The sequence below is a fragment of the Thermomonospora catenispora genome, from assembly GCF_006363815.1.
Taxonomy (GTDB): Bacteria; Actinomycetota; Actinomycetes; order Streptosporangiales; family Streptosporangiaceae; genus Thermomonospora; species Thermomonospora catenispora.
The window spans coordinates 41,645-59,964 of sequence record NZ_RRYT01000018.1; the positions used below are offsets into that span (position 1 = coordinate 41,645).

15 protein-coding genes are annotated in these 18,320 nt (G+C 73.7%); 5 read left to right on the top strand and 10 right to left on the bottom strand.

The genetic code is table 11. From position 1 onward, the window contains the following. Positions 1-40: 40 nt before the first annotated feature. The 3 genes from ispG to dxr form a co-directional block, all read right to left on the bottom strand. Positions 41-1,210, bottom strand: coding sequence for a flavodoxin-dependent (E)-4-hydroxy-3-methylbut-2-enyl-diphosphate synthase (ispG, locus tag EIO00_RS15275; protein WP_140179499.1), 1,170 nt, complete (start codon positions 1,208-1,210; stop codon positions 41-43). Positions 1,211-1,334: 124 nt separating this feature from the next. Beyond that, positions 1,335-2,525, bottom strand: a complete 1,191-nt coding sequence (locus EIO00_RS15280; RefSeq protein WP_140179501.1) for a M50 family metallopeptidase — start codon at positions 2,523-2,525, stop codon at positions 1,335-1,337. 79 nt (positions 2,526-2,604) lie between these two features. Next, positions 2,605-3,849 (bottom strand): 1-deoxy-D-xylulose-5-phosphate reductoisomerase, encoded by a 1,245-nt coding sequence (gene dxr / locus EIO00_RS15285; RefSeq protein WP_241661367.1) that lies wholly within the window; start codon positions 3,847-3,849, stop codon positions 2,605-2,607. Positions 3,850-4,119: 270 nt separating this feature from the next. On the opposite strand from dxr, the gene EIO00_RS15290 reads away from it, so the two are divergent. Continuing rightward, positions 4,120-5,052, top strand: coding sequence for a trypsin-like serine peptidase (locus EIO00_RS15290; protein WP_140179503.1), 933 nt, complete (start codon positions 4,120-4,122; stop codon positions 5,050-5,052). 646 nt (positions 5,053-5,698) lie between these two features. On the opposite strand, the gene EIO00_RS15300 is transcribed toward EIO00_RS15290, so the two are convergent. The 5 genes from EIO00_RS15300 to EIO00_RS15320 all read right to left on the bottom strand — a co-directional run bounded on the left by EIO00_RS15300 (position 5,699) and on the right by EIO00_RS15320 (position 11,589). Then, positions 5,699-6,931, bottom strand: a complete 1,233-nt coding sequence (locus EIO00_RS15300; RefSeq protein WP_241661368.1) for an ABC transporter substrate-binding protein — start codon at positions 6,929-6,931, stop codon at positions 5,699-5,701. A gap of 706 nt (positions 6,932-7,637) precedes the next feature. Further along, complete coding sequence (locus EIO00_RS15305; RefSeq protein ID WP_140179509.1) at positions 7,638-8,003, bottom strand: hypothetical protein; 366 nt, start codon at positions 8,001-8,003, stop codon at positions 7,638-7,640. Between the two features lie 382 nt (positions 8,004-8,385). Next, positions 8,386-9,909, bottom strand: coding sequence for a CoA-acylating methylmalonate-semialdehyde dehydrogenase (locus EIO00_RS15310; RefSeq protein ID WP_241661369.1), 1,524 nt, complete (start codon positions 9,907-9,909; stop codon positions 8,386-8,388). After that, a complete protein-coding gene (locus EIO00_RS15315; protein WP_140179511.1) occupies positions 9,906-11,201 on the bottom strand; it encodes an aspartate aminotransferase family protein in 1,296 nt (431 codons plus the stop codon). The genes EIO00_RS15310 and EIO00_RS15315 overlap by 4 nt, the downstream gene beginning before the upstream one ends. A gap of 106 nt (positions 11,202-11,307) precedes the next feature. Next, positions 11,308-11,589, bottom strand: coding sequence for a 4a-hydroxytetrahydrobiopterin dehydratase (locus EIO00_RS15320; RefSeq protein ID WP_140179513.1), 282 nt, complete (start codon positions 11,587-11,589; stop codon positions 11,308-11,310). A gap of 116 nt (positions 11,590-11,705) precedes the next feature. Between EIO00_RS15320 and EIO00_RS15325 the strand changes: the two genes are divergently transcribed. The 3 genes from EIO00_RS15325 (at position 11,706) to EIO00_RS15335 (ending at position 15,568) form a co-directional block, all read left to right on the top strand. Then, positions 11,706-13,364 (top strand): PucR family transcriptional regulator, encoded by a 1,659-nt coding sequence (locus tag EIO00_RS15325; RefSeq protein ID WP_140179515.1) that lies wholly within the window; start codon positions 11,706-11,708, stop codon positions 13,362-13,364. Between the two features lie 258 nt (positions 13,365-13,622). Continuing rightward, entirely contained in the window at positions 13,623-14,735 is a 1,113-nt protein-coding gene (locus EIO00_RS15330; protein WP_140179517.1) for a carboxylate-amine ligase, read from the top strand. An 86-nt stretch (positions 14,736-14,821) separates the two neighbouring features. After that, entirely contained in the window at positions 14,822-15,568 is a 747-nt protein-coding gene (locus EIO00_RS15335; RefSeq protein ID WP_140179519.1) for an SDR family oxidoreductase, read from the top strand. 300 nt (positions 15,569-15,868) lie between these two features. On the opposite strand, the gene EIO00_RS15340 is transcribed toward EIO00_RS15335, so the two are convergent. Then, entirely contained in the window at positions 15,869-16,360 is a 492-nt protein-coding gene (locus EIO00_RS15340; protein ID WP_140179521.1) for a helix-turn-helix transcriptional regulator, read from the bottom strand. Between the two features lie 158 nt (positions 16,361-16,518). On the opposite strand from EIO00_RS15340, the gene EIO00_RS15345 reads away from it, so the two are divergent. Beyond that, complete coding sequence (locus EIO00_RS15345; RefSeq protein ID WP_140179523.1) at positions 16,519-17,685, top strand: hypothetical protein; 1,167 nt, start codon at positions 16,519-16,521, stop codon at positions 17,683-17,685. On the opposite strand, the gene EIO00_RS15350 is transcribed toward EIO00_RS15345, so the two are convergent. Continuing rightward, on the bottom strand, positions 17,637-18,245 hold the full coding sequence (locus EIO00_RS15350) for a hypothetical protein (protein WP_140179525.1): 609 nt from the start codon (positions 18,243-18,245) through the stop codon (positions 17,637-17,639). The genes EIO00_RS15345 and EIO00_RS15350 overlap by 49 nt on opposite strands. Positions 18,246-18,320: the final 75 nt, after the last annotated feature.

Genomic DNA, 18,320 nt, shown 5'->3' on the forward strand with positions numbered 1-18,320 from the left:
GGCCGGTGGGGCCGGGGCCGAGCGGAGTTCACCGCGGTTGTCAGGACACCACGACCTGGGCGGCGCCGTCGTCGGCGTCGGGGTCGACCTCCACGCCCATCTCCTCGGCGATGCGCATGGCCTCCTCCAGGAGGGTCTCGACGATCTGCGACTCCGGAACGGTCTTGATGACCTCGCCCTTGACGAAGATCTGGCCCTTGCCGTTGCCGGAGGCCACTCCCAGGTCGGCCTCGCGGGCCTCGCCGGGGCCGTTGACGACGCAGCCCATCACCGCGACCCGCAGCGGCACCGGGAATCCCTTGAGCCCGGCGGAGACCTCCTCGGCCAAGGTGTAGACGTCCACCTGGGCCCGCCCGCAGGAGGGGCAGGACACGATCTCCAGGCCCCGCTCGCGCAGCCCGAGGGACTCCAAGATCGCGATCCCGACCTTGATCTCCTCCACCGGAGGCGCCGACAGCGACACCCGGATGGTGTCGCCGATCCCCTCCGACAGCAGCGCCCCGAACGCCACCGCCGACTTGACGGTGCCCTGGAACGCCGGGCCGGCCTCGGTCACCCCCAGGTGCAGCGGGTAGTCGCAGCGCTCGGCCAGCAGCCGGTACGCCTGGATCATCACCACCGGGTCGTGGTGCTTGACCGAGATCTTGATGTCGCGGAAGTCATGCTCCTCGAACAGCGAGCACTCCCACAGCGCCGACTCCACCAGCGCCTCGGCGGTCGGCCGCCCGTACTTGGCCAGCAGCCGCTTGTCCAGCGACCCGGCGTTGACCCCGATCCGGATCGGCACGCCCGCGTCCTTGGCCGCCCGGGCGATCTCACCGACCTTGTCGTCGAACTTCTTGATGTTGCCCGGGTTGACCCGCACCGCGGCGCATCCGGCGTCGATCGCCGCGAACACGTACTTGGGCTGGAAGTGGATGTCGGCGATCACCGGGATCGGCGACTTGCGCGCGATCTGCGGCAGCGCGTCGGCGTCGTCCTGAGAGGGCACCGCCACCCGCACGATCTGGCACCCTGCCGCGGTGAGCTGGGCGATCTGCTGGAGAGTGGCGTTGACGTCGGCGGTCGGCGTGGTCGTCATCGACTGCACCGACACCGGTGCGTCACCGCCCACCGGCACCGACCCCACCATCACCTGTCGCGACGTGCGGCGGGTGGCCACCGGGGGGGTCTGGGCGCGGACTGCGGGCATTCCGAGTTGAACGCTCATCGCTCTCTTCTCAAGCTGCAGGGTCGCGGGTCGGTTAGGTCGGCTCCCAAGCCTATGCGCCCGGGAGCGTCCGCGGCGCGGGGGGCGGATCTTCCGTCCCGGGACGCACGCGCGCCGGCGTCCGTCAGGGCGCGCCGAGCGGGTTGACCAGGTCGGCCAGGATCAGCAGCGCCGACAGTCCCACCAACAGCACGATGACGAGATAGGCGACGGGGAGCAGGCGGGTGAGGTCCACCGGGCCCGGATCGGGCCGTCCGCGGGCCCGTGCCGCCCGCGCCCGCAGCCGCTCGTAGCCGAGCACCGCCAGATGCCCGCCGTCCAGCGGGAGCAGCGGCAGCACGTTCAACGCGCCGAGGAAGACGTTGATCGACGCGGTCAGGGCCAGATAGGCGCCGGTCTTGTCCCGCCAGGAGGCGTCGGCGGAGAAGATCTCGCCGGACGCCTGACCCGCGCCGACCACGCTGCCGACCCGGCCGCCGGGGGTCTCGGCGCGTTCGGGCGAGAACAGCTCCGGCACGGCGGCGGGAAGCGCGGCCAGGGCGCGGACCGTCTCCACGACGGTCCGGCCGATCCCGCCGACGGCGAAGCCGGCCGCCTCCAGCGGACCGAGCCGGTCGTACCCGGCTCCCGCGACCCGCGCCGTCATGCCGAGGAACGGCTCGCCGCCGACCTCGGCGAGGACGACCCGCACGGTGAACCGGCGGCCGTCGCGTTCGACCACCACCGGCACCTCCTGACCGGGCCGCGCGGCGCGGATCCGCTCCCGCAGCGCCGTCCAGTCGGCCACCGGGACTCCCCCGAACGCCACCACCCGGTCGCCGGCCCGCATCCCCGCCCGCCGGGCGGGCGAGGGCGGGGATGCGGCGTCGCACCTCTTCCCGAGGGCCTCGGGGACGCAGGCGCTGACCTTCTGCACCGTGGTGGTGGCCGCGCCCTCCTCGCGCACCCCGATCGTCATCGCCAGCGTCGTCAGCAGCAGGAACGCGACCAGGAAGTTGGCCGCGACCCCCGAGCCGATCACCACCGCTCGCCGTCCGGCGGGCTGCCGGTAGAAGGCCCGCGGCCGATCCGCCTCCTCGACCCTCTCCAGCGCGGTGTAGCCGACGATCCGCACGAAGCCGCCGAGCAGGATCGCCTTGACGCCGTACTCGGTCTCACCGCGCCGCGTCGACCACAGGGTCGGGCCGAACCCGACGAAGAACTGGGTGGCCTTCATGCCGAACCGCTTGGCGGTGAGCAGGTGGCCCGCCTCGTGCAGCATCACCGACAGCACCAGGGCGGCCGCGAACGCGACGACGCCGAGGAGATACCCCATCGGCCTCCTCTCGCCCTTCCACCGGCCGGTCCGGCGCCCGGCGGGGAACGCCCGGAGGCGCCCCCGGGGCCGCGGGGCGTCAGGTCAGTTCGCGGGCGCGCGCCCTGGCCCAGGCGTCGGCTGCGAGCACGTCGTCGAGGGTGACGCCGGCACCGGCCACCACGTCGTGCTCGCCTACTACCCGCGCGACCGTGTCCACTATCCCGGTGAACGCCAGCCGTCCCGCGCGGAACGCCTCCACGCACTCCTCGTTGGCGGCGTTGTAGACCGCCGGGGCGGTGCCGCCCAGCTCACCGACGTGCCGGGCCAGCGACACCGCCGGGAACGCCTCGTCGTCCAGCGGCAGCAGCTCCCAGGTGTGCGCCTTGGTCCAGTCCACCGCGGGCGCGGCGTCCGCCAGCCGCTCCGGCCAGCTCAGCGACAGCGCGATCGGCAGCCGCATGTCCGGCGGGCTGGCCTGGGCGAGGGTGGATCCGTCGATGAACTCCACCAGCGAGTGGATCACCGACTGGGGGTGCACCATCACCTCGATCCGGTCGAACGGCACGTCGAACAGCAGGTGCGCCTCGATGACCTCCAGGCCCTTGTTGACCAGGGTGGCGGAGTTGATGGTGATGACCGGGCCCATGTCCCAGGTGGGGTGGGCCAGCGCCTGCTCGGGGGTCACATCGGCCAGCTCGGCGCGGGTCCGGCCGCGGAACGGCCCGCCGCTGGCGGTCAGCACCAGCCGGCGCACGCGCTCGGTGGCGGCGGAGTCCCCATAGCTCCAGCCGGGCAGGCACTGGGCGAGAGCGGAGTGCTCGGAGTCGACCGGGACGATCTGGCCGGGGGCGGCGCGCTCCTTGACCAGCGGACCGCCGATGATCAGGGACTCCTTGTTGGCCAGTGCCAGCGTGCGGCCGGCGTCCAGGGCGGCCAGGGTGGAGGACAGGCCGAGCGCTCCGGTCACCCCGTTCAGCACCACGTCGCACGGCCAGGCGGCGATCTCGGCGACCGCGTCGGGGCCGGCCACGATCTTGGGGATCGGGTAGTCGCCGGAGCTGTAGCCGTGCTTGGCCGCCTCCGCGTAGAAGGCCAGTTGCAGGTCCTGGACGGCCGACGCCTTCGCCACCGCGACCACCTCGGGGCGGAACTCCAGGGCCTGCGCGGCCAGCAGGTCCACCCGTCCTCCCCCGGCGGCGAGCCCGACCACCCGGAAACGGTCCGGGTTGCGGCGGATCACGTCCAGGGCCTGGGTGCCGATCGAACCGGTCGAGCCCAACAGCACGACGTCACGGGGGCCGGTCGCGCCGGAATCCGGGGGCACTGAGGAGGCAGCCATCATGCCGCCCATTGTCGCGTCCGCCCGACCCTCCTTGAGCACCGGATGCCGGATTCGACCGGCTCGCCCTGAACGCCAGCCGGTCCTGAAGGCGGCTTCCCGCATTCCTTACGGATTGAGCGGCCTCCATATGCAGCGAGTAATCAATTGATCTCATACCGTGTTGACCGGCCGTCGTCCGCGACGCGGCGGACGGCAGCAGATCCGGCATCACGAGCAGATCCGGCATCACGGCCGGGCGAACCCGCCTGGCGGGAAAGGTGGACAACCCAGATGAAGCGAAGAACGTCCCGGAGGACGGGGGTGATCGCGGTCGCGTTCCTGGCGGCCTCGACCGCGTCCCCCGCATGGGCGCACGCGCCCGCCGATCCGCAGCCGACGGTCAAGGCTCAGGCGACCACGGCCACGGCGCAGCAGAAGGTGCTGCAGTACTGGACCCTCGACCGCATGCAGCAGGCCACGCCGATGGACCGCCTGCTGCGGCCGTCGCAGAGCGCCCCCGCCACCGCGGATCGGCGGCGGGAGTTCCCCACCACGGGCGCGCCGTGGCGGGCCGGCGGGGTGATCGCCCGCACCGCCGGACGGGTGTTCTTCACCTACCAGGGCCGGGACGCCTCCTGCTCGGCCAGCGCGGTCGCCAGCGCCAACCGCAGCACCGTCATCACCGCCGGGCACTGCGTCAAGCTGGACGGGGCCTGGCACACCAACTGGGTCTTCGTCCCCGGCTACGACAACGGCGACCGCCCGTACGGGGTCTGGACCGCGCGCCAGACGATGACCACCGGGGAATGGGCCGCCGACGAGAACCTCGACCACGACGTCGGCGCCGCCGTGGTCAACCCGCTGAACGGGCGCCGGCTGGTCGACGTGGTCGGCGGTCAGGGCATCGCGTTCAACCAGCCGCGCCGCCGGAACATGTACGCCTTCGGCTACCCGGCGCAGACGCCCTACACCGGCGAGCGGTTGATCTACTGCAGCGGCGGCACGTTCGACGACTCCCTGCGCACCCGCGCCATCGGCATGCGCTGCGGCATGGTCGGCGGCGCCAGCGGCGGTCCCTGGCTGATCAACTTCAGCGAGTCGTCCGGCACCGGCGTCATCAACTCGGTCACCAGCTTCCGGTACCGGTCCCTGCCCGACCAGCTGTTCGGCACCTACTTCGGCGGTTCCGAGCGGGCGCTGTACTACCGCGCGCAGAGCGCCTGAACCGCCTTCGCACGGTCCCTCCCGCCGCGGCCGCATCCCCGTCCGGGAGGGGCCGTCGCCCCTCCGGCGACCTCTCCCCCCTCCGGCCGCGCCGGCGGACGGGGAACAGAGTTTGCCGCATCTTGGAGGCGGGATAACGGCCGGCACACGGCCGGTCACCTATAAAGGAATCACGTTAACCGGTTCCCGCATCGCGGGGGTGAGGAATGGGACGCATGGGCGAACTCGTGTTCGACCCCGGTGCGCTCGGCGCCGCGCAGTGCGCCGGTGACGCCTGCGTCGCCTGCCACAAGAGGTGGCCTCGCCCGCGCGTGCGGGTGGGGCGCCTGCCGAGCGGCTCAGGGGTGTTCGCGTGCGAGGACTGCGCACCCGCACTGCCCAGGCCCCGCCCGCCGGAACCGGGGAGCGGGGCGGACCGGCCGGTCAACGGTCCGGCCCCGGGAGAAGCGGTGTCCCACCGCTGATTGCTCCACAGGAGGGTGTTCTGGGTTTTCGGGGGGTTGCCCAGAGCACCCGGCTCCACGAGAGGGCGTGTTCGGCAGGGGGCGGCCGGACACGCCCTCTCTCTTTTCTCCCTCCGCCCGCGGGCCGCAATCTCTCCGGGGCGCTCATCGCCCGAGGACGGGTCTCGGCGGCCGCGGCGGGGCTATCGGGCGTGAGCGCGTTCCCAGGCCCGGATCCAGTCGTTGTAGTCGGTGCACTCGTGCCGGCCGTTCCGACAGTTCTTGCCGGGGGCGCGGGCGAAGATGACCTTCTTGAGGTAGGCGTCGTCGCCGACCCGGTGGGCGGCGCAGAACGCCCCGTCGAGGCGGTCGCCCTTGCAGGCCTCGGGATTGGCGGGGGCGACCCCGGCCCACTCGGCGACCTGCTGCTGCACGTCCGGGGACGAGGCCCACTTGAGCCACTCGTACATGCAGTTGGGGTGCTCGCTCCGGGCGCCGATCAGCCAGGTGTTGACCCACCCGGTCACCCCCTCCTCGGGCACGATGCCGGCGACCTGACGGCCCGCCCGGGTGAGCACGTCGAGCTGGTAGGAGGAGACCTGCCCCAAGACGGCCTCTCCCCCGGCGAACGCGCTGACGGCCTCGGCGGGCTCGGACCAGTACTCCCGGACGTGCGGGCGCTGCCCGCGGACGACCTCGGCGGCGGCGTCGAGCTGCTCCCGATTGAGCGCGTAGGGGTCGGTGATGTTCAGGGACTTCTCGCTGGACCTCAGGTAGAGGGCGGCCTCGGCGAGGACGAGGGGGGTGTCCCGCATGATGAGGCGGCCGCCGTACCGCTTGGCGCGCTCGGGGTCGAACAGATCGGCCCAGCCGGAGGGGGCCGAACGCACGACCTGCCGGTTGTACATGATCAGATTGGCGCCCCATACGTACGGGACGCCGTAGACGGTGTCGTCGCGCTTGTACAGATTGCGCAGCCGGGAGGCCAGCTGCTTGTAGCCGTCGACGAGGTCGGCGTTCACCGGCGCGGCGTGCCCGGTGTCGATGAGCTGGTCGGCCACCTCGGGGGGCGCCAGCACCCCGTCGTAGCGCCGCTCCGGGTTGGACATCAGGTCGATCATCTCCTTGGCGGAGTCCGCCGACCGGAGATTGACCTTGCACCCGGTGCGCTCCTCGAACGGGACGACCCAGTTGACGCGTTCGTCGCTGCCGCCGTTCTCCACCATCCCGGGCATGGTGACCAGGTTGAGGGAGCCTTCGCCGGGCCCGAGCGTCTGCAGCGGCCGCGCCGTGCTCACCGGGGGATCCTCCCCGTCGCGGGCGGCCGACACCACGATCACCACCGCCACCAGCAGCACCGCCAGGACCGCCGCGACCCGGTGACGAACGCTCAGCCCTCGCAGCGTCTTCGCCGCCCCGCGCGCCGCACGGGACACCCGGCTCACGGGATCAGACCGGCTCATACCTCTCCCACAACCTCCGCCGGACGAGCCCGGCCACCGCTGGGCACCGAAGCCTCCGCGACGCCGCCGTCTCCGCCGGGTCCCCGGCGGCGGGCCGGAACGGAGGCCGGCCGTGCGGCCGGATCCGGTGACCTGTCGACAAGAGTTCACGGCGCAGCGTAGTCGCGGCGCGTCCCCGGCGGCGTGAAGATCATCGCACCGCGACCGCGGGCCCTGTCATCGTCGCAGCGTACCGACCTCGGGCTCGCGTCATCGACGCACCCCGCCCCCGCCGCGGGCGGCGGGGCCGCCCGCGTCATGCGCGCCGATCGTCGGAACGGTCCTCCGCCCGGTGATTCACCGCCGCCCGTTTCCGCCGTCCGGCGGAAAAGCCCCGAACACCGGATCGGCGCGCCGCGGCGGAGAAGTCGGACGCCGTGGAGAACGCACGGACTCCGATGAGGGGGAGCACGCGTCTCCCCCGGTCTCCCCGGGCGTGCCCGTCCGTGCGTCCGGCCGTTTCGTCGGACCGTTCCCCCGGAACTCCCCCGGAACTCTCTGGAACTCCCTCGGAACCCTCCCGGAACCCGGTCCCTCGCCGAAACGGCGGTCGTCCGCACCCCGGTCGGTTCCGGGCCGGCGCAACGGCGGACGCCCCGGAGCGTTCGCGCGGGGGCCCGCTCGGCGCCGCGGGGGGAGGTCAGCGGCCGGGACGGCCGGGCCAGGCGGCCGCTCCGGCGTGGTGCGCCGTCGGCGGGTTCGGGTCCGGCAGGTGCGAGAAGCGGGCGGGTTCCCGGCCGTGCGGGGCCGGCTGAGGCGGGGCGGGACGGGGCGGAGCCGGCCGGGGCGCGGCGGGCGACGGGACCGGATGGGCCTCGATGCGGGCGATGAGGCGCTGCGGAGTCTCGGCCTCGATGAAATCGCCGATGTCCTGGGAACGGGGCGGCAACGCCCACCAACGGCGGGTGGACAGGCCGAACCAGATGGACCATCCCGGATAACGGCGGCTCAGCGCCTCGACCTCGGCCGCGTGGTCGTCCATGGGTACGCTGTTTTCGGTCTGCACCGGACGCTCCCTGGAGGATTCCGGAATCCGAACACGGCCTCGACCGCCCCGGGTCCCGTCTTTTCAGCCGCTCGTTCAATTACGACGGTCCCGAGTGTGTCGTACGGCATTAGGACGGGTCAATGGGGGAGAACCATTGTTCAGTCGCACCGAGTCGGCATATTCCCACGCCGGAAACCTACCGTCGGGAGAAAACACCGCCCCCGACACCTGCGCGGGGTGACGCTGCGCGACGCCGCCGCCACCCCTCGACGATGAACGACGCCGGGTGATTTGCACGATTTTCTGAGATTCCCTGTGAGGGTCCCGACTCTCGGGGTGACAAGAAGATCCCGCCGGAGTCAGGTCCGGCGGGATCGGTGCGCACGGGCCGCCCGGAGGCTCAGCCGTTGGTGGGGAAGCCCAGGTTCACTCCCCCGTGGCCGGGGTCGAGCCAGCGGGCGGTCACCGCCTTGGTGCGGGTGTAGAAGTGCACGCCCTCCATGCCGTGGGCGTGGCTGTCGCCGAACAGCGAGTCCTTCCAGCCGCCGAACGAGTAGTAGGCCATCGGCACCGGGATCGGCACGTTGATGCCGACCATGCCGACCTCCACCTCGCTTTGGAACCGCCGGGCCGCCCCGCCGTCATTGGTGAAGATCGCCGTTCCGTTCCCGTAGGGGTTGGCCGCGATCAGCGCCATCGCCTCGTCGTAGGAGCCGACCCGCACCACCGACAGCACCGGGCCGAAGATCTCGTCCCGATAGGCGTCCATCGCCGGCGTCACGCGGTCCAGCACGGTCGGGCCGAGCCAGAAGCCCTCGGCGTACTCGGCCCCCTCCACCGCGACCTCGCGCCCGTCCACCACCACGGCGGCGCCCTGCCGCCGGGCCCCGTCGATGTAGGAGGCGACCCGGTCGCGGTGCTCCCGAGTGATCAACGGCCCCATCTGCGAGCGCGGGTCGTCGCCCGGGCCCACGCGCAGGTCCGCCGCCCGCTCCCGGATCTTGTCCACCAGCCGGTCGCCCACCGGCTCGACCGCGACGACCACCGAGATCGCCATGCACCGCTCACCGGCCGAGCCGAACCCGGCCGACACCGCCGCGTCGGCGGCCAGGTCCAGATCGGCGTCGGGCAGCACCACCATGTGGTTCTTGGCGCCGCCGAGCGCCTGGACCCGCTTGCCGTGCCGCGCGGCGGTCGCGTACACGTGCCGGGCGACGGGGGTGGAGCCGACGAAGCTGACCGCCTTGACGTCCGGATGCTCCAGCAGGGCGTCCACCGCGATCCGGTCCCCGTGCACCACGTTGAACACCCCGTCCGGCAGCCCGGCGTCGACCCACAGCTCGGCCAGCCGCACCGAGGCCGAGGGGTCCTTCTCCGACGGCTTGAGCACGAACGTGTCGCCGCAGGCGATCGCTATCGGGAACATCCACATCGGCACCATCGCCGGGAAGTTGAACGGGGTGATCCCCGCGACCACGCCCAGCGGCTGCAGGATCGTGTAGGCGTCCACCCGGCTGGAGACGTTCTCGGAGAACCCGCCCTTGAGCAGATGCGGGATCCCGCAGGCGAACTCCACCACCTCCAGGCCGCGGGTCACCTCCCCGAGGGCGTCGGAGCGGACCTTGCCGTGCTCGGAGCCGATCAGCGCGGCCAGCTCGTCGCGGTGCGCGGCCAGCAGTTCCCGGAAGCGGAACAGCACCGCGGTGCGCCGGGCCAGCGAGGCGTCCCGCCAGGCGGGCCAGGCGGCCTTGGCGGCGGCGACCGCGGCGTTCACCTCCTCGGGTCCGGCGAAGTCGACCTTCCCCGCCACCCGGCCGGTGGTGGGCTCGCAGATGTCGCCCTGCCGGTCGGCCGGACCGTCGTAGGGCTTGCCGTCGATCCAGTGCCGGACGTGCTTGTCCGCGTTCACCGTGCCTGCGTTCACTTGGCGGCCTCGTTCGTCGCTTCCAGGGAGTCGATCAGGATGCCCAGGCCCTCGCGGGCCTCGTCCTCGGTCAACGTGAGCGGCGGCGCCATCCGGACGACGTTGCCGTACAGGCCGCCCTTGCCGACCAGCAGGCCGCGCTCGCGGGTCTCCTCCATCATCCGGCCCGCCAGCGCGGGGGCGGGCTCGCCGGTGCCGGGGTCGACCAGCTCGACGGCGAACATCAGGCCCTTGCCGCGCACGTCCCCCACCACCGGCAGCCGCCCGGCGGCCTCCCGCAGCCCGCCGATGATCAGCGCGCCGAGCTTCGCGGCGTTGGCCTGCAGGTCGTGCTCCAGCACGTAGTCCAAGGTGGCGTTGGCGGCGGCCATCGCGATCGGGTTGCCGCCGAAGGTCGACAGCCCCGAGGCGTGCAGCGCGTCCATGAGCTCTCCGCGCGCCACCACGCCGCCGATCGCGAAGCCGTTGCCCAGCCCCTTGGCGAAGGTCATGATGTCCGGCGTCACCCCGTGGGCCTGAATGCCGAAGAACGTCTCCCCGGTCCGCCCCCAGCCGGTCTGCACCTCGTCGGAGATGAGCAGCGCCCCGTACTCGTCCAGGACCTCCTTGTAGGCGGCCAGCAGCCCGTCGGGGGGCATGGTGAAGCCGCCCACCCCCTGCACCGGCTCGGCGATCAGCGCCGCCACGTCGCCGCCGGTGGCGGTGGCCAGCAGATGCCGCAGGTCCTCGACGCAGACCTTGATGTAGTCGGCGTCCGACAGGCCGGCGAACTGCGGCAGGCGCCGGTCGGCGCCGTGCAGGAAGTGCACGTTCAGCGGCGAGTAGGAGTTGTTGCGCCAAGAGCGGTTGCCGGTCACCCCCAGCGCGCCGAACGAGCGGCCGTGGTAGCTCTGCCGCATCGCCAGCACCTGGTCGCTCTTGCGGGCGTAGGTGGCCAGCAGCAGGGCCGTCTCGTTGGCCTCGGTGCCGGAGTTGGTGAAGAACACCTTGGCGTTCTCGATGCCCGACAGCCGGACGATCTTCTCGGCCAGCTCGACCTGACCGCGCAGCAGATACGCGGTCGAGGTGTGCACCACGCCGGTGGCCAGCTGCCGCTCCACCGCCTCCCGCACCTCGGCCACGTCGTAGCCGAGCATGTTGGTCACGATGCCGCCGAAGAAGTCCAGGTAGGTGCGGCCGTCGGCGTCGGTGACCCGCCTCCCTCGGCCGGAGACGATCTCGATGGGCCGTTCGTAGTACAGGGCGACCCAGTCCGGCATGACCGCGCGGTGACGTGCGAGCAAGTCCGACATGGGTCAAGTCTGGTGCCGCCGGACCGGCGGCACCAGAGACACTGTGTCGGCTCCGCGGGACGTTCCTTGACGGTGTGTCCGGGCGGGCGCGTCCGGGCGGGCGCGGCTAGCCGCGCAGCCCGTTGATCCGCCGCGCCAGGTCGAAGTCCTTGCCGGTGAGGCCGCCCGCCGAGTGCGTGGACAGGCTGAGCGTCACCGTGTTCCAGCGGATCGTGATGTCGGGGTGGTGGTCGGCCTCCTCGGCGAGCTCGGCGACCCGGTTGACGAACGCCATGGCCTCGGCGAAGTCGGCCAGGCGCACCGTGGTGACGATGGCCTCCCCGTCCCGTTCCCAGCCGGGCGTCGTCTCCAGCTCGGCGGCGATCGACCGTTCGTCCAGCAGGCTCATGGGTCCTCTCCTCCCTGCGCGCCATCATGCCCGGGCCGGCGGCCCCGACACCGCTCCGGGCGGGCGGCGCCACCTGGGCGGGCCGCCCGCGACATGCGGAGGATATTCTCGCTGGAATGCACCCCAGCCTGGCCGACGTGCTGGAATTGGAGGCCGTCCGCCGCGGACAGCCCCGGGTGGTGGCGGGGGCGGACCGGCTGGACACCCGGGTGCGCTGGGTGCACGTCGCCGAGATCGCCGACATCGGCCACCTGCTGCACGGCGGCGAACTGGTGCTGACCACCGGCATCGCCCTGCCCGATGAACCGGACCGGCTGCGCGGATACGTGGCCGAGCTGGCCGAGGCGGGCGCCAGCGGGCTGATGATCGAGCTGGGCCGCCGCTATGTCGAAGAGCTGCCCGCCGCGCTGCGCGACGCCGCCGAGGAGCACGGCCTGCCGGTGATCGCGCTCGCCCGGGAGACGGTGTTCATCGACATCACCGAGGCGGTGCACGCCCGGATCCTGGACGCCCAGCTGGACGAGCTGCGGGCTTCCGAGCAGCTGCACGAGATCTTCACCCGGCTGTCGGTGGAGGGCGCCTCCCCCGCGGAGGTGATCCGCCAGGTGGCCGCGCTGGCGCGACGCCCGGTGGTGCTGGAGAACCTGGCCCATCAAGTGCTGGCCGTGGAGACCGCCGGGGCCGACCCGGCGGAGCTGCTGGCGGTGTGGGAGACCCGGTCCCGGGCGGTGCGTCCGGACCGTCGCACCGCCTACGACCCGGCCTCCGGCTGGCTGGTCGCCACGGTCGGCGCCCGCGACGAGGACTGGGGCCGGCTGATCATCGTCGGCGGCGGGCCGCCCACCCCGCGCGACGTGGTGCTGATCGAACGGGCGGCGACCACGCTGGCGCTGGTCCGGCTGCTGGACCGGCAGGCCGAGAGCCTGGAACGCCAGGCGCACGGCACGATCATCTCCGGCATCCTGGCCCGCGCCTACGCCGACCCGGCCGAGGCCGCCGCCCGCGCCCGCGCCCTCGGCGTCCCGCTGGTCGGCCGTCGGCTGCTGGGCGTCGTGCTGCGCCCCCGGGACGGCTCCGCCGAGACCGCCTCCGGCGCCGCCGACGGCGCCCTCGGCGGTGCGGGCGAGCACCAGACGCTGGCCGCGCTGGCCGAGGCCGCCACCGCCGCCTGCCGCGACGCCCGGCTCCCTGCCCTGGTCGGCCTGCTGGACGAGGCCGGGCCGCAGGAGGCGCGGGTCGGGGTGCTGATCTCCCTGCCCGCCCGCGTCGACGCCGAGCGGGCGCTGCGCCGGATCGCCGATCGCATCCGCGCCTCCTGCCCTTCCGGGGCGGTGATGGCGGCCGGATCGGTGGTGGAGTCCATCCGCGACGTGCGCCGGTCGTTCCTGGAGGCCGACCAGGTCGCCGACGCGGCCCGCCGCGACTCGGACGACCGTTTCCTGTACCGTCTGCCCGATCTGCGGTTGCGCGGCCTGCTGCACCTGCTCCGGGACGACGCCCGGCTGCAGACGTTCGTGGAACGGGAGCTCGGCCCGCTGCTGGACCATGACGCCCGGCGCGGCACCGACCTGACCCGCATCCTGTCCGTCTATCTGGCCGCCGGCCGCAACAAGGCCCTGGCCGCCCAGCGGGCGCACCTGTCCCGTCCCGCGCTCTATGAGCGTCTGCGCCGCATCTCCCGCATCCTGGACGTCGATCTGGACGACGTCGACTCCTGCGTCTCCCTGCACGTCGCCCTGATGGCGTTGGACTCCATCCGCCAGCGCCCGTCCTGACGGCCCCGGCGTCGCGCACGCCGGCGGGGCGACGGAGCGGCCGGCGGCCGCCACGGGCGGGTCCCGTGCGAATGCGGGACGGGACCGGGGCGCCCTCCGACGGCGCTCCCGAGGGCGCCCTCCTCGAGGCGGTCGCCGTGCCGGAGCGCCGGCGGCGCCGGTGCCGGGAGCGTCGCCGGGAGCGGAACGGGCGCGGACTTTGCCTGCGTTGGCGAGCTCTTCCCCCTGACATGGGGTTCTCTGGGGCAGAACCGTGATGTGGGCTTGCGCAGTTTCGGGGTCGAGGAGGAGCTGCTGCTCGTCGACCCGGAGAGCGGGGCTCCCCGTGCGATGTCCGGGGCGGTCCTTCGCCGCGCCCGCCTCCAGGGGGAGGGGCTGCACGCGAGCCCGCTGGTCGACGGCGGGATCGGAAGCGAGCTGCAGCGCGAGCAGCTGGAGATCTGCACCCGGCCCTGCACCACGCTGGAGGAGCTGGCCGGGCAGGTGCGGCACCGCCGGCGGACGGCGGACCGGGCGGCCCGCGAGGCGGGCGTGCGGATCGCGGCGCTGGCGACCTCCCCGATGGCGGTGCACCCGTCGCTGACCCCCCGGGACCGGTACCGGCGGCTGGCCGACCAGTACGCCCGGGTCGCCGACGAGCAGCTCATCTGCGGCTGCCACGTGCATGTGGAGGTCTCCTCCCCCGAGGAGGGGGTGGGCGTGCTGGACCGCATCCGGCCGTGGCTGGCGCCGCTGCTGGCCCTCAGCGCCAACTCGCCGTTCTGGCAGGGGCGCGACACCGGATACGACAGCTGGCGGTGGCAGGTGTGGCAGGGCTGGCCCTCCAGCGGCCCCACCGCCGTCTTCGGAGACGCCCGGGCCTACCGGGACACGGTCCGGACGATGATCGCCACCGGCGTGCTGCTGGACGAGGGCATGGTCTACTTCGACGCGCGCCTGTCCCGCACCTACCCCACGGTCGAGGTCCGGGTGGCCGACGTGTGCCTGATCGCCGAGGACACCGTGCTGGTGGCCGCGCTGGTCCGGGGGCTGGTGGAGACCGCCGCCCGCGCCTGGCGCGCCGGTGAGCCGCCCGACCCGGTGCGCACCGAGGTGCTGCGCCTGGCGATGTGGCGGGCCGCCCGGTCCGGGCTGCGCGGCCCGCTGATCCACCCGACGACCTGGCGGCCGGCGCCCGCCGGAACGGTGATCGAGGCGCTGGTCGAGCATGTGCGCGGCGCCCTGGAGGGCTCCGGCGACCTGGCGGCGGTGCGGCGGGCGCTCCGGTCGCTCCGGGTCCGCGGCACCGGAGCCCGCCTGCAGCGCGCCGCCCACGCCCGGAGCGGCCGCCTCGTCGAGGTCGTCCGCGACGCCGTCGCCCGGACCGTGTGAACCGCCTGAGGCGCCCCGCCCCGGGCGGATCGTCGACGATCCGCCCGGGGTCCGGGCACCGAGGCGACCGCAGTAGCGTGCTCGGCATGGACCTTGGACTGACCGGACGACGCGCCGCCGTCGCCGCCGCGAGCAGCGGGCTCGGATTCGCCACCGCACGGGCGCTGGCCGCCGAGGGCGTGCAGGTGGCCGTCTGCAGTCGTGACAGGGAACGCATCGAGAAGGCCGCCGCCGACATCGGCGAGAACGCTCATCCGATCGTCGCCGACGTCGGCACGCCGGAGGGCGCCGTCGCCTTCGTGGAGGAGGCGCAGCGCCTGCTGGGCGGAGTGGACATCCTGGTGACCAACGCCGGCGGCCCCCCGCCCGGCGGCTTCGACGACATCGACGTGGAGGCCTATCGGGCGGCGCTGGACCTCAACCTGATGTCGGTCGTCGCCATGTGCAAGGCCGCGGTCCCGGCCATGCGCGAACGCAAGTGGGGCCGGGTGCTGGCCATCACGTCCATCTCCGTGCGCCAGCCCATCGGCGGCCTCATCCTGTCGAACACGGCCCGCGCGGGCGCCACCGGCTTTTTGAAGACGCTCGCCCTGGAGGTCGCCCGCGACGGCGTCACCGTCAACTCCCTGCTCCCCGGCTCGCACGCCACCGATCGTCTCCGCCGGCTCCACGGCGGAGACCTGTCCAAGGCCGCCGCGGCCGTCCCCATGGGTCGGGTGGGCGATCCGGACGACTTCGGCGCCTGCGCCGTCTTCCTGTGCTCCGAGCACGCCCGTTTCGTCACCGGCGCGGCGATCCCCGTCGACGGCGGCGCCTATCTGGGGCTCCTGTAGCCCGCCGCCCGGGGATCGCGCCGCCGTGTCCGGCGCCGTCGTCGACGGGGACACGGACCGCGGCCCCCGCCCGGCCGGCCGGTCGTGACCGCCGGCCCGCGCCTCTCGCGGCGCGGCGGTGCGATCCGTCGTCCGCCCGACGGACACGGCACCTCGCAGGGCGCCCGTTCACGGATCGGGCCGCCTTCGCGTCCGGACCCGCGCTCGGGACGGGCGACGCGCCCGTCGGCGGGTCCGGGCCCGCGGTGGAGGGCGGGCGCGGCGAGCAGGGGGTCCCCGCCGCGCCCGCCGGCCGGGAGGTCAGGCGGCGGCGGAGGCGGCGCGGCGCCAGGGCAGGAAGCCGGAGACGGGGCGCTGGGGGGCGGGGATCCCGGTGGGCTCGACGGCGAGGATGCGGTCGAAGCGGAAGGCGCGGACGCCGCGCCGCAGGCGGCACCAGCCGACGAAGTGCCAGTGGTCGCGGTGGACCAGGCAGGTGACGGGCTCGACCTCGCGAATGGTGACGTTGGCGTTGGCGTCGCCGTAGCAGAGGCGCACGACGCGGCGCTCGGTGATCGCCTCGGCGATGACCCGGGCGCGGTCGGCGACGGCCTCGGCCAACGGCGTGGTCAGGGTGCTCAGGGTGCTGCTGGTGACGGGGTCGTCGGACAGGTCGGCGGTCAGGTGCCGCAGGGCGCGGCGGGCGGCGGCGGCCTGGGGGCCGCTGCCCAGGTGGGCGAGCGAGAGGGCCAGCGCGGCGATCTCGGCTGGCGGCAGGTCGTGAGGCCGGGCCGGCGTGCGCGTGTCGTCCATGCATTCGATTATATGTTCGAATGACGACGGCCGACAGGCCGCACGGCCTGACGTTAGGGGTTTCTGGCAGGTCAGTAACCTGCCCGGTGAATGGCGGCTACGTAGGTTATTGTCGCGATCATCACCGTTCGCCCGACCGGCCGCCTGCGAGGAGCCCGATGACCGTCGTCCTGCTGGTGCTGTGCATGGTCGTGGGGGCGCTGGAGCTGTGGGTCGGCAAGCAGAGCAGGGACCAGGCCAGGGCGTTCGAGCGGCGCGTCGAGGAGCTGCGCGAACAGGTCGGCAAACAGAGCGGGGTGCTGGTCACGGTGGGCGAGCGGCTCACCGCCGAGCTGTCCCGGGTCAAGCGCGAGGTGCTGCCCGCCCTGGAGGAGCGACTGCGGAGCGTCACCCGTCGGCTCGAGGAACTGGGCGAGCTGGTCCGCCACGCCGACGACTGCCTCAAGGCGCAGGAGGCCCGGCTGCACCGGCTCGAGCAGCAGCGCATCGCCCTCTCGGCGGTGCGGCGCACGCTGACCGACCTGGAGGGCAGGCTGCGTCCGCTCGCCGAGCGGGGCGGGGCCGCGCCGGACGGGACGTCCGCGCGGGCGGCGCTGGAGCGGCTGGCGGAGCTGGAGCGCAGCGGCGCCGAGATCCGGGAGCTGCAGCGCGACCTGACCCGCACGCTGGAGGACCTCGAGGACGTCGTCGACGACCTGCTGCGGTACACCGGCGACGAGCTGGACGAGGCGGCCCGCCGGTCCCTGCTCGGCGAGCGGGCCGATCGGGCGGAGCCGCTGCCCGGACGGCTGTGGGTGCGCGATCCGCGCCTGCACGACGTGCTGGGCGAGGTGTACGAGCGATGCGTACAGGCGGTGGGGCTGCGGGTGCGGTTCCGCTTCGGGGAGGGCGAGCCGGACGGGCCGCGGCGGCTGCGTTACTTCCTGGCCGGGCGGAGCGCAGGAGAGCTGGCGGGCGCGTTCACCGAGCTGCTGATCTCCACCGGGGCGGACCCGAACCGCGCCGCGCTGCTGCCGACCGACGTACGGGTGGCGGGCGCCCCGCACCCGGCCGAACGCCCCGTCCCCCCGGAGGAGACGGCGTTCCAGGGACTGCTGCGCGCGCTGCACGACAGCGACGGCGCCATCGCGCAGATCGGCCCGCTGCTGATCGTCCGCACCCGGGAGGAGCTGCTGGGCGCGGTGCTCACCCCCTCCCAGACGGCCGAGCCGGACGCCGAGGAGGCGGCCTGGAGCCCCGCCGAGGCGGCCCTGCGGCTCCGCCGGCGGGCCGCCCATCAGCTGTGGGAGCTGACCGAGTGGGCGAACCGGCCGCCGACCGCGTAGGCGCGCACCCCTCCCCCGGGCGCGTCCAGACGGACCGCCAGCGGGCAGCCGATCTCACCGGTGGCGCGATCCACCTCGGCGCACAGCCCCACTCCGCCGGCCCGGTCCAGCAGCACGGCGGCCTCGACCGAGCGCACCGCCCGGACCGCCGCGGACATGCTCGCGGCGTCGGCGGGGTCGTACAGCTCGGCGAAGACCAGCCGCCGGGCGTAGCGGATCAGGGCCGCGGCGTCCACCACCCGGCTGCCGACCACCGCCGCGGGTCCGGCGATCACGATGCCGTATCCCGGGGACGGCCGGCCGCGCACGTACACCTCCCGGTCCGGCCGGGGCATGCGCCGTCGTCCGCGCAGCCGCAGCTGCAAGCCGAATCCGGTGCGCGGGTCCAGATAGACCGGCGGGGCGAGCACGGTGGTCCGGTCCACCGGGACGAGGGCCTGGGGCGTCGCGTTCCGCTCGGGCAGGAACAGGCCGAGCCCGCGGATCAGCAGCCGCCAGATCGGACGCGTCGTCACCTCGTGCGGGTCGTGCGGGCGGTGCGGATCCCCGGCGGCCTCCATGCCGCCATCCTGCGGCGCGGCCGGTCCGGTGACAAGGCCCGCCGGGTCACTGCGCCGCGTCCGCCGCTCCGCTAC

What these genes read in the sequence shown, in the direction of transcription:
- EIO00_RS15315 (WP_140179511.1), bottom strand. Translation starts at nt 11,201, where the DNA reads ATGTCGGACTTGCTCGCACGTCACCGCGCGGTCATGCCGGACTGGGTC.
- ispG (WP_140179499.1), bottom strand. Translation starts at nt 1,210, where the DNA reads ATGAGCGTTCAACTCGGAATGCCCGCAGTCCGCGCCCAGACCCCCCCG.
- EIO00_RS15335 (WP_140179519.1), top strand. Translation starts at nt 14,822, where the DNA reads ATGGACCTTGGACTGACCGGACGACGCGCCGCCGTCGCCGCCGCGAGC.
- dxr (WP_241661367.1), bottom strand. Translation starts at nt 3,849, where the DNA reads ATGATGGCTGCCTCCTCAGTGCCCCCGGATTCCGGCGCGACCGGCCCC.
- EIO00_RS15290 (WP_140179503.1), top strand. Translation starts at nt 4,120, where the DNA reads ATGAAGCGAAGAACGTCCCGGAGGACGGGGGTGATCGCGGTCGCGTTC.
- EIO00_RS15320 (WP_140179513.1), bottom strand. Translation starts at nt 11,589, where the DNA reads ATGAGCCTGCTGGACGAACGGTCGATCGCCGCCGAGCTGGAGACGACG.
- EIO00_RS15340 (WP_140179521.1), bottom strand. Translation starts at nt 16,360, where the DNA reads ATGGACGACACGCGCACGCCGGCCCGGCCTCACGACCTGCCGCCAGCC.
- EIO00_RS15280 (WP_140179501.1), bottom strand. Translation starts at nt 2,525, where the DNA reads ATGGGGTATCTCCTCGGCGTCGTCGCGTTCGCGGCCGCCCTGGTGCTG.
- EIO00_RS15325 (WP_140179515.1), top strand. Translation starts at nt 11,706, where the DNA reads ATGCACCCCAGCCTGGCCGACGTGCTGGAATTGGAGGCCGTCCGCCGC.
- EIO00_RS15350 (WP_140179525.1), bottom strand. Translation starts at nt 18,245, where the DNA reads ATGGAGGCCGCCGGGGATCCGCACCGCCCGCACGACCCGCACGAGGTG.
- EIO00_RS15345 (WP_140179523.1), top strand. Translation starts at nt 16,519, where the DNA reads ATGACCGTCGTCCTGCTGGTGCTGTGCATGGTCGTGGGGGCGCTGGAG.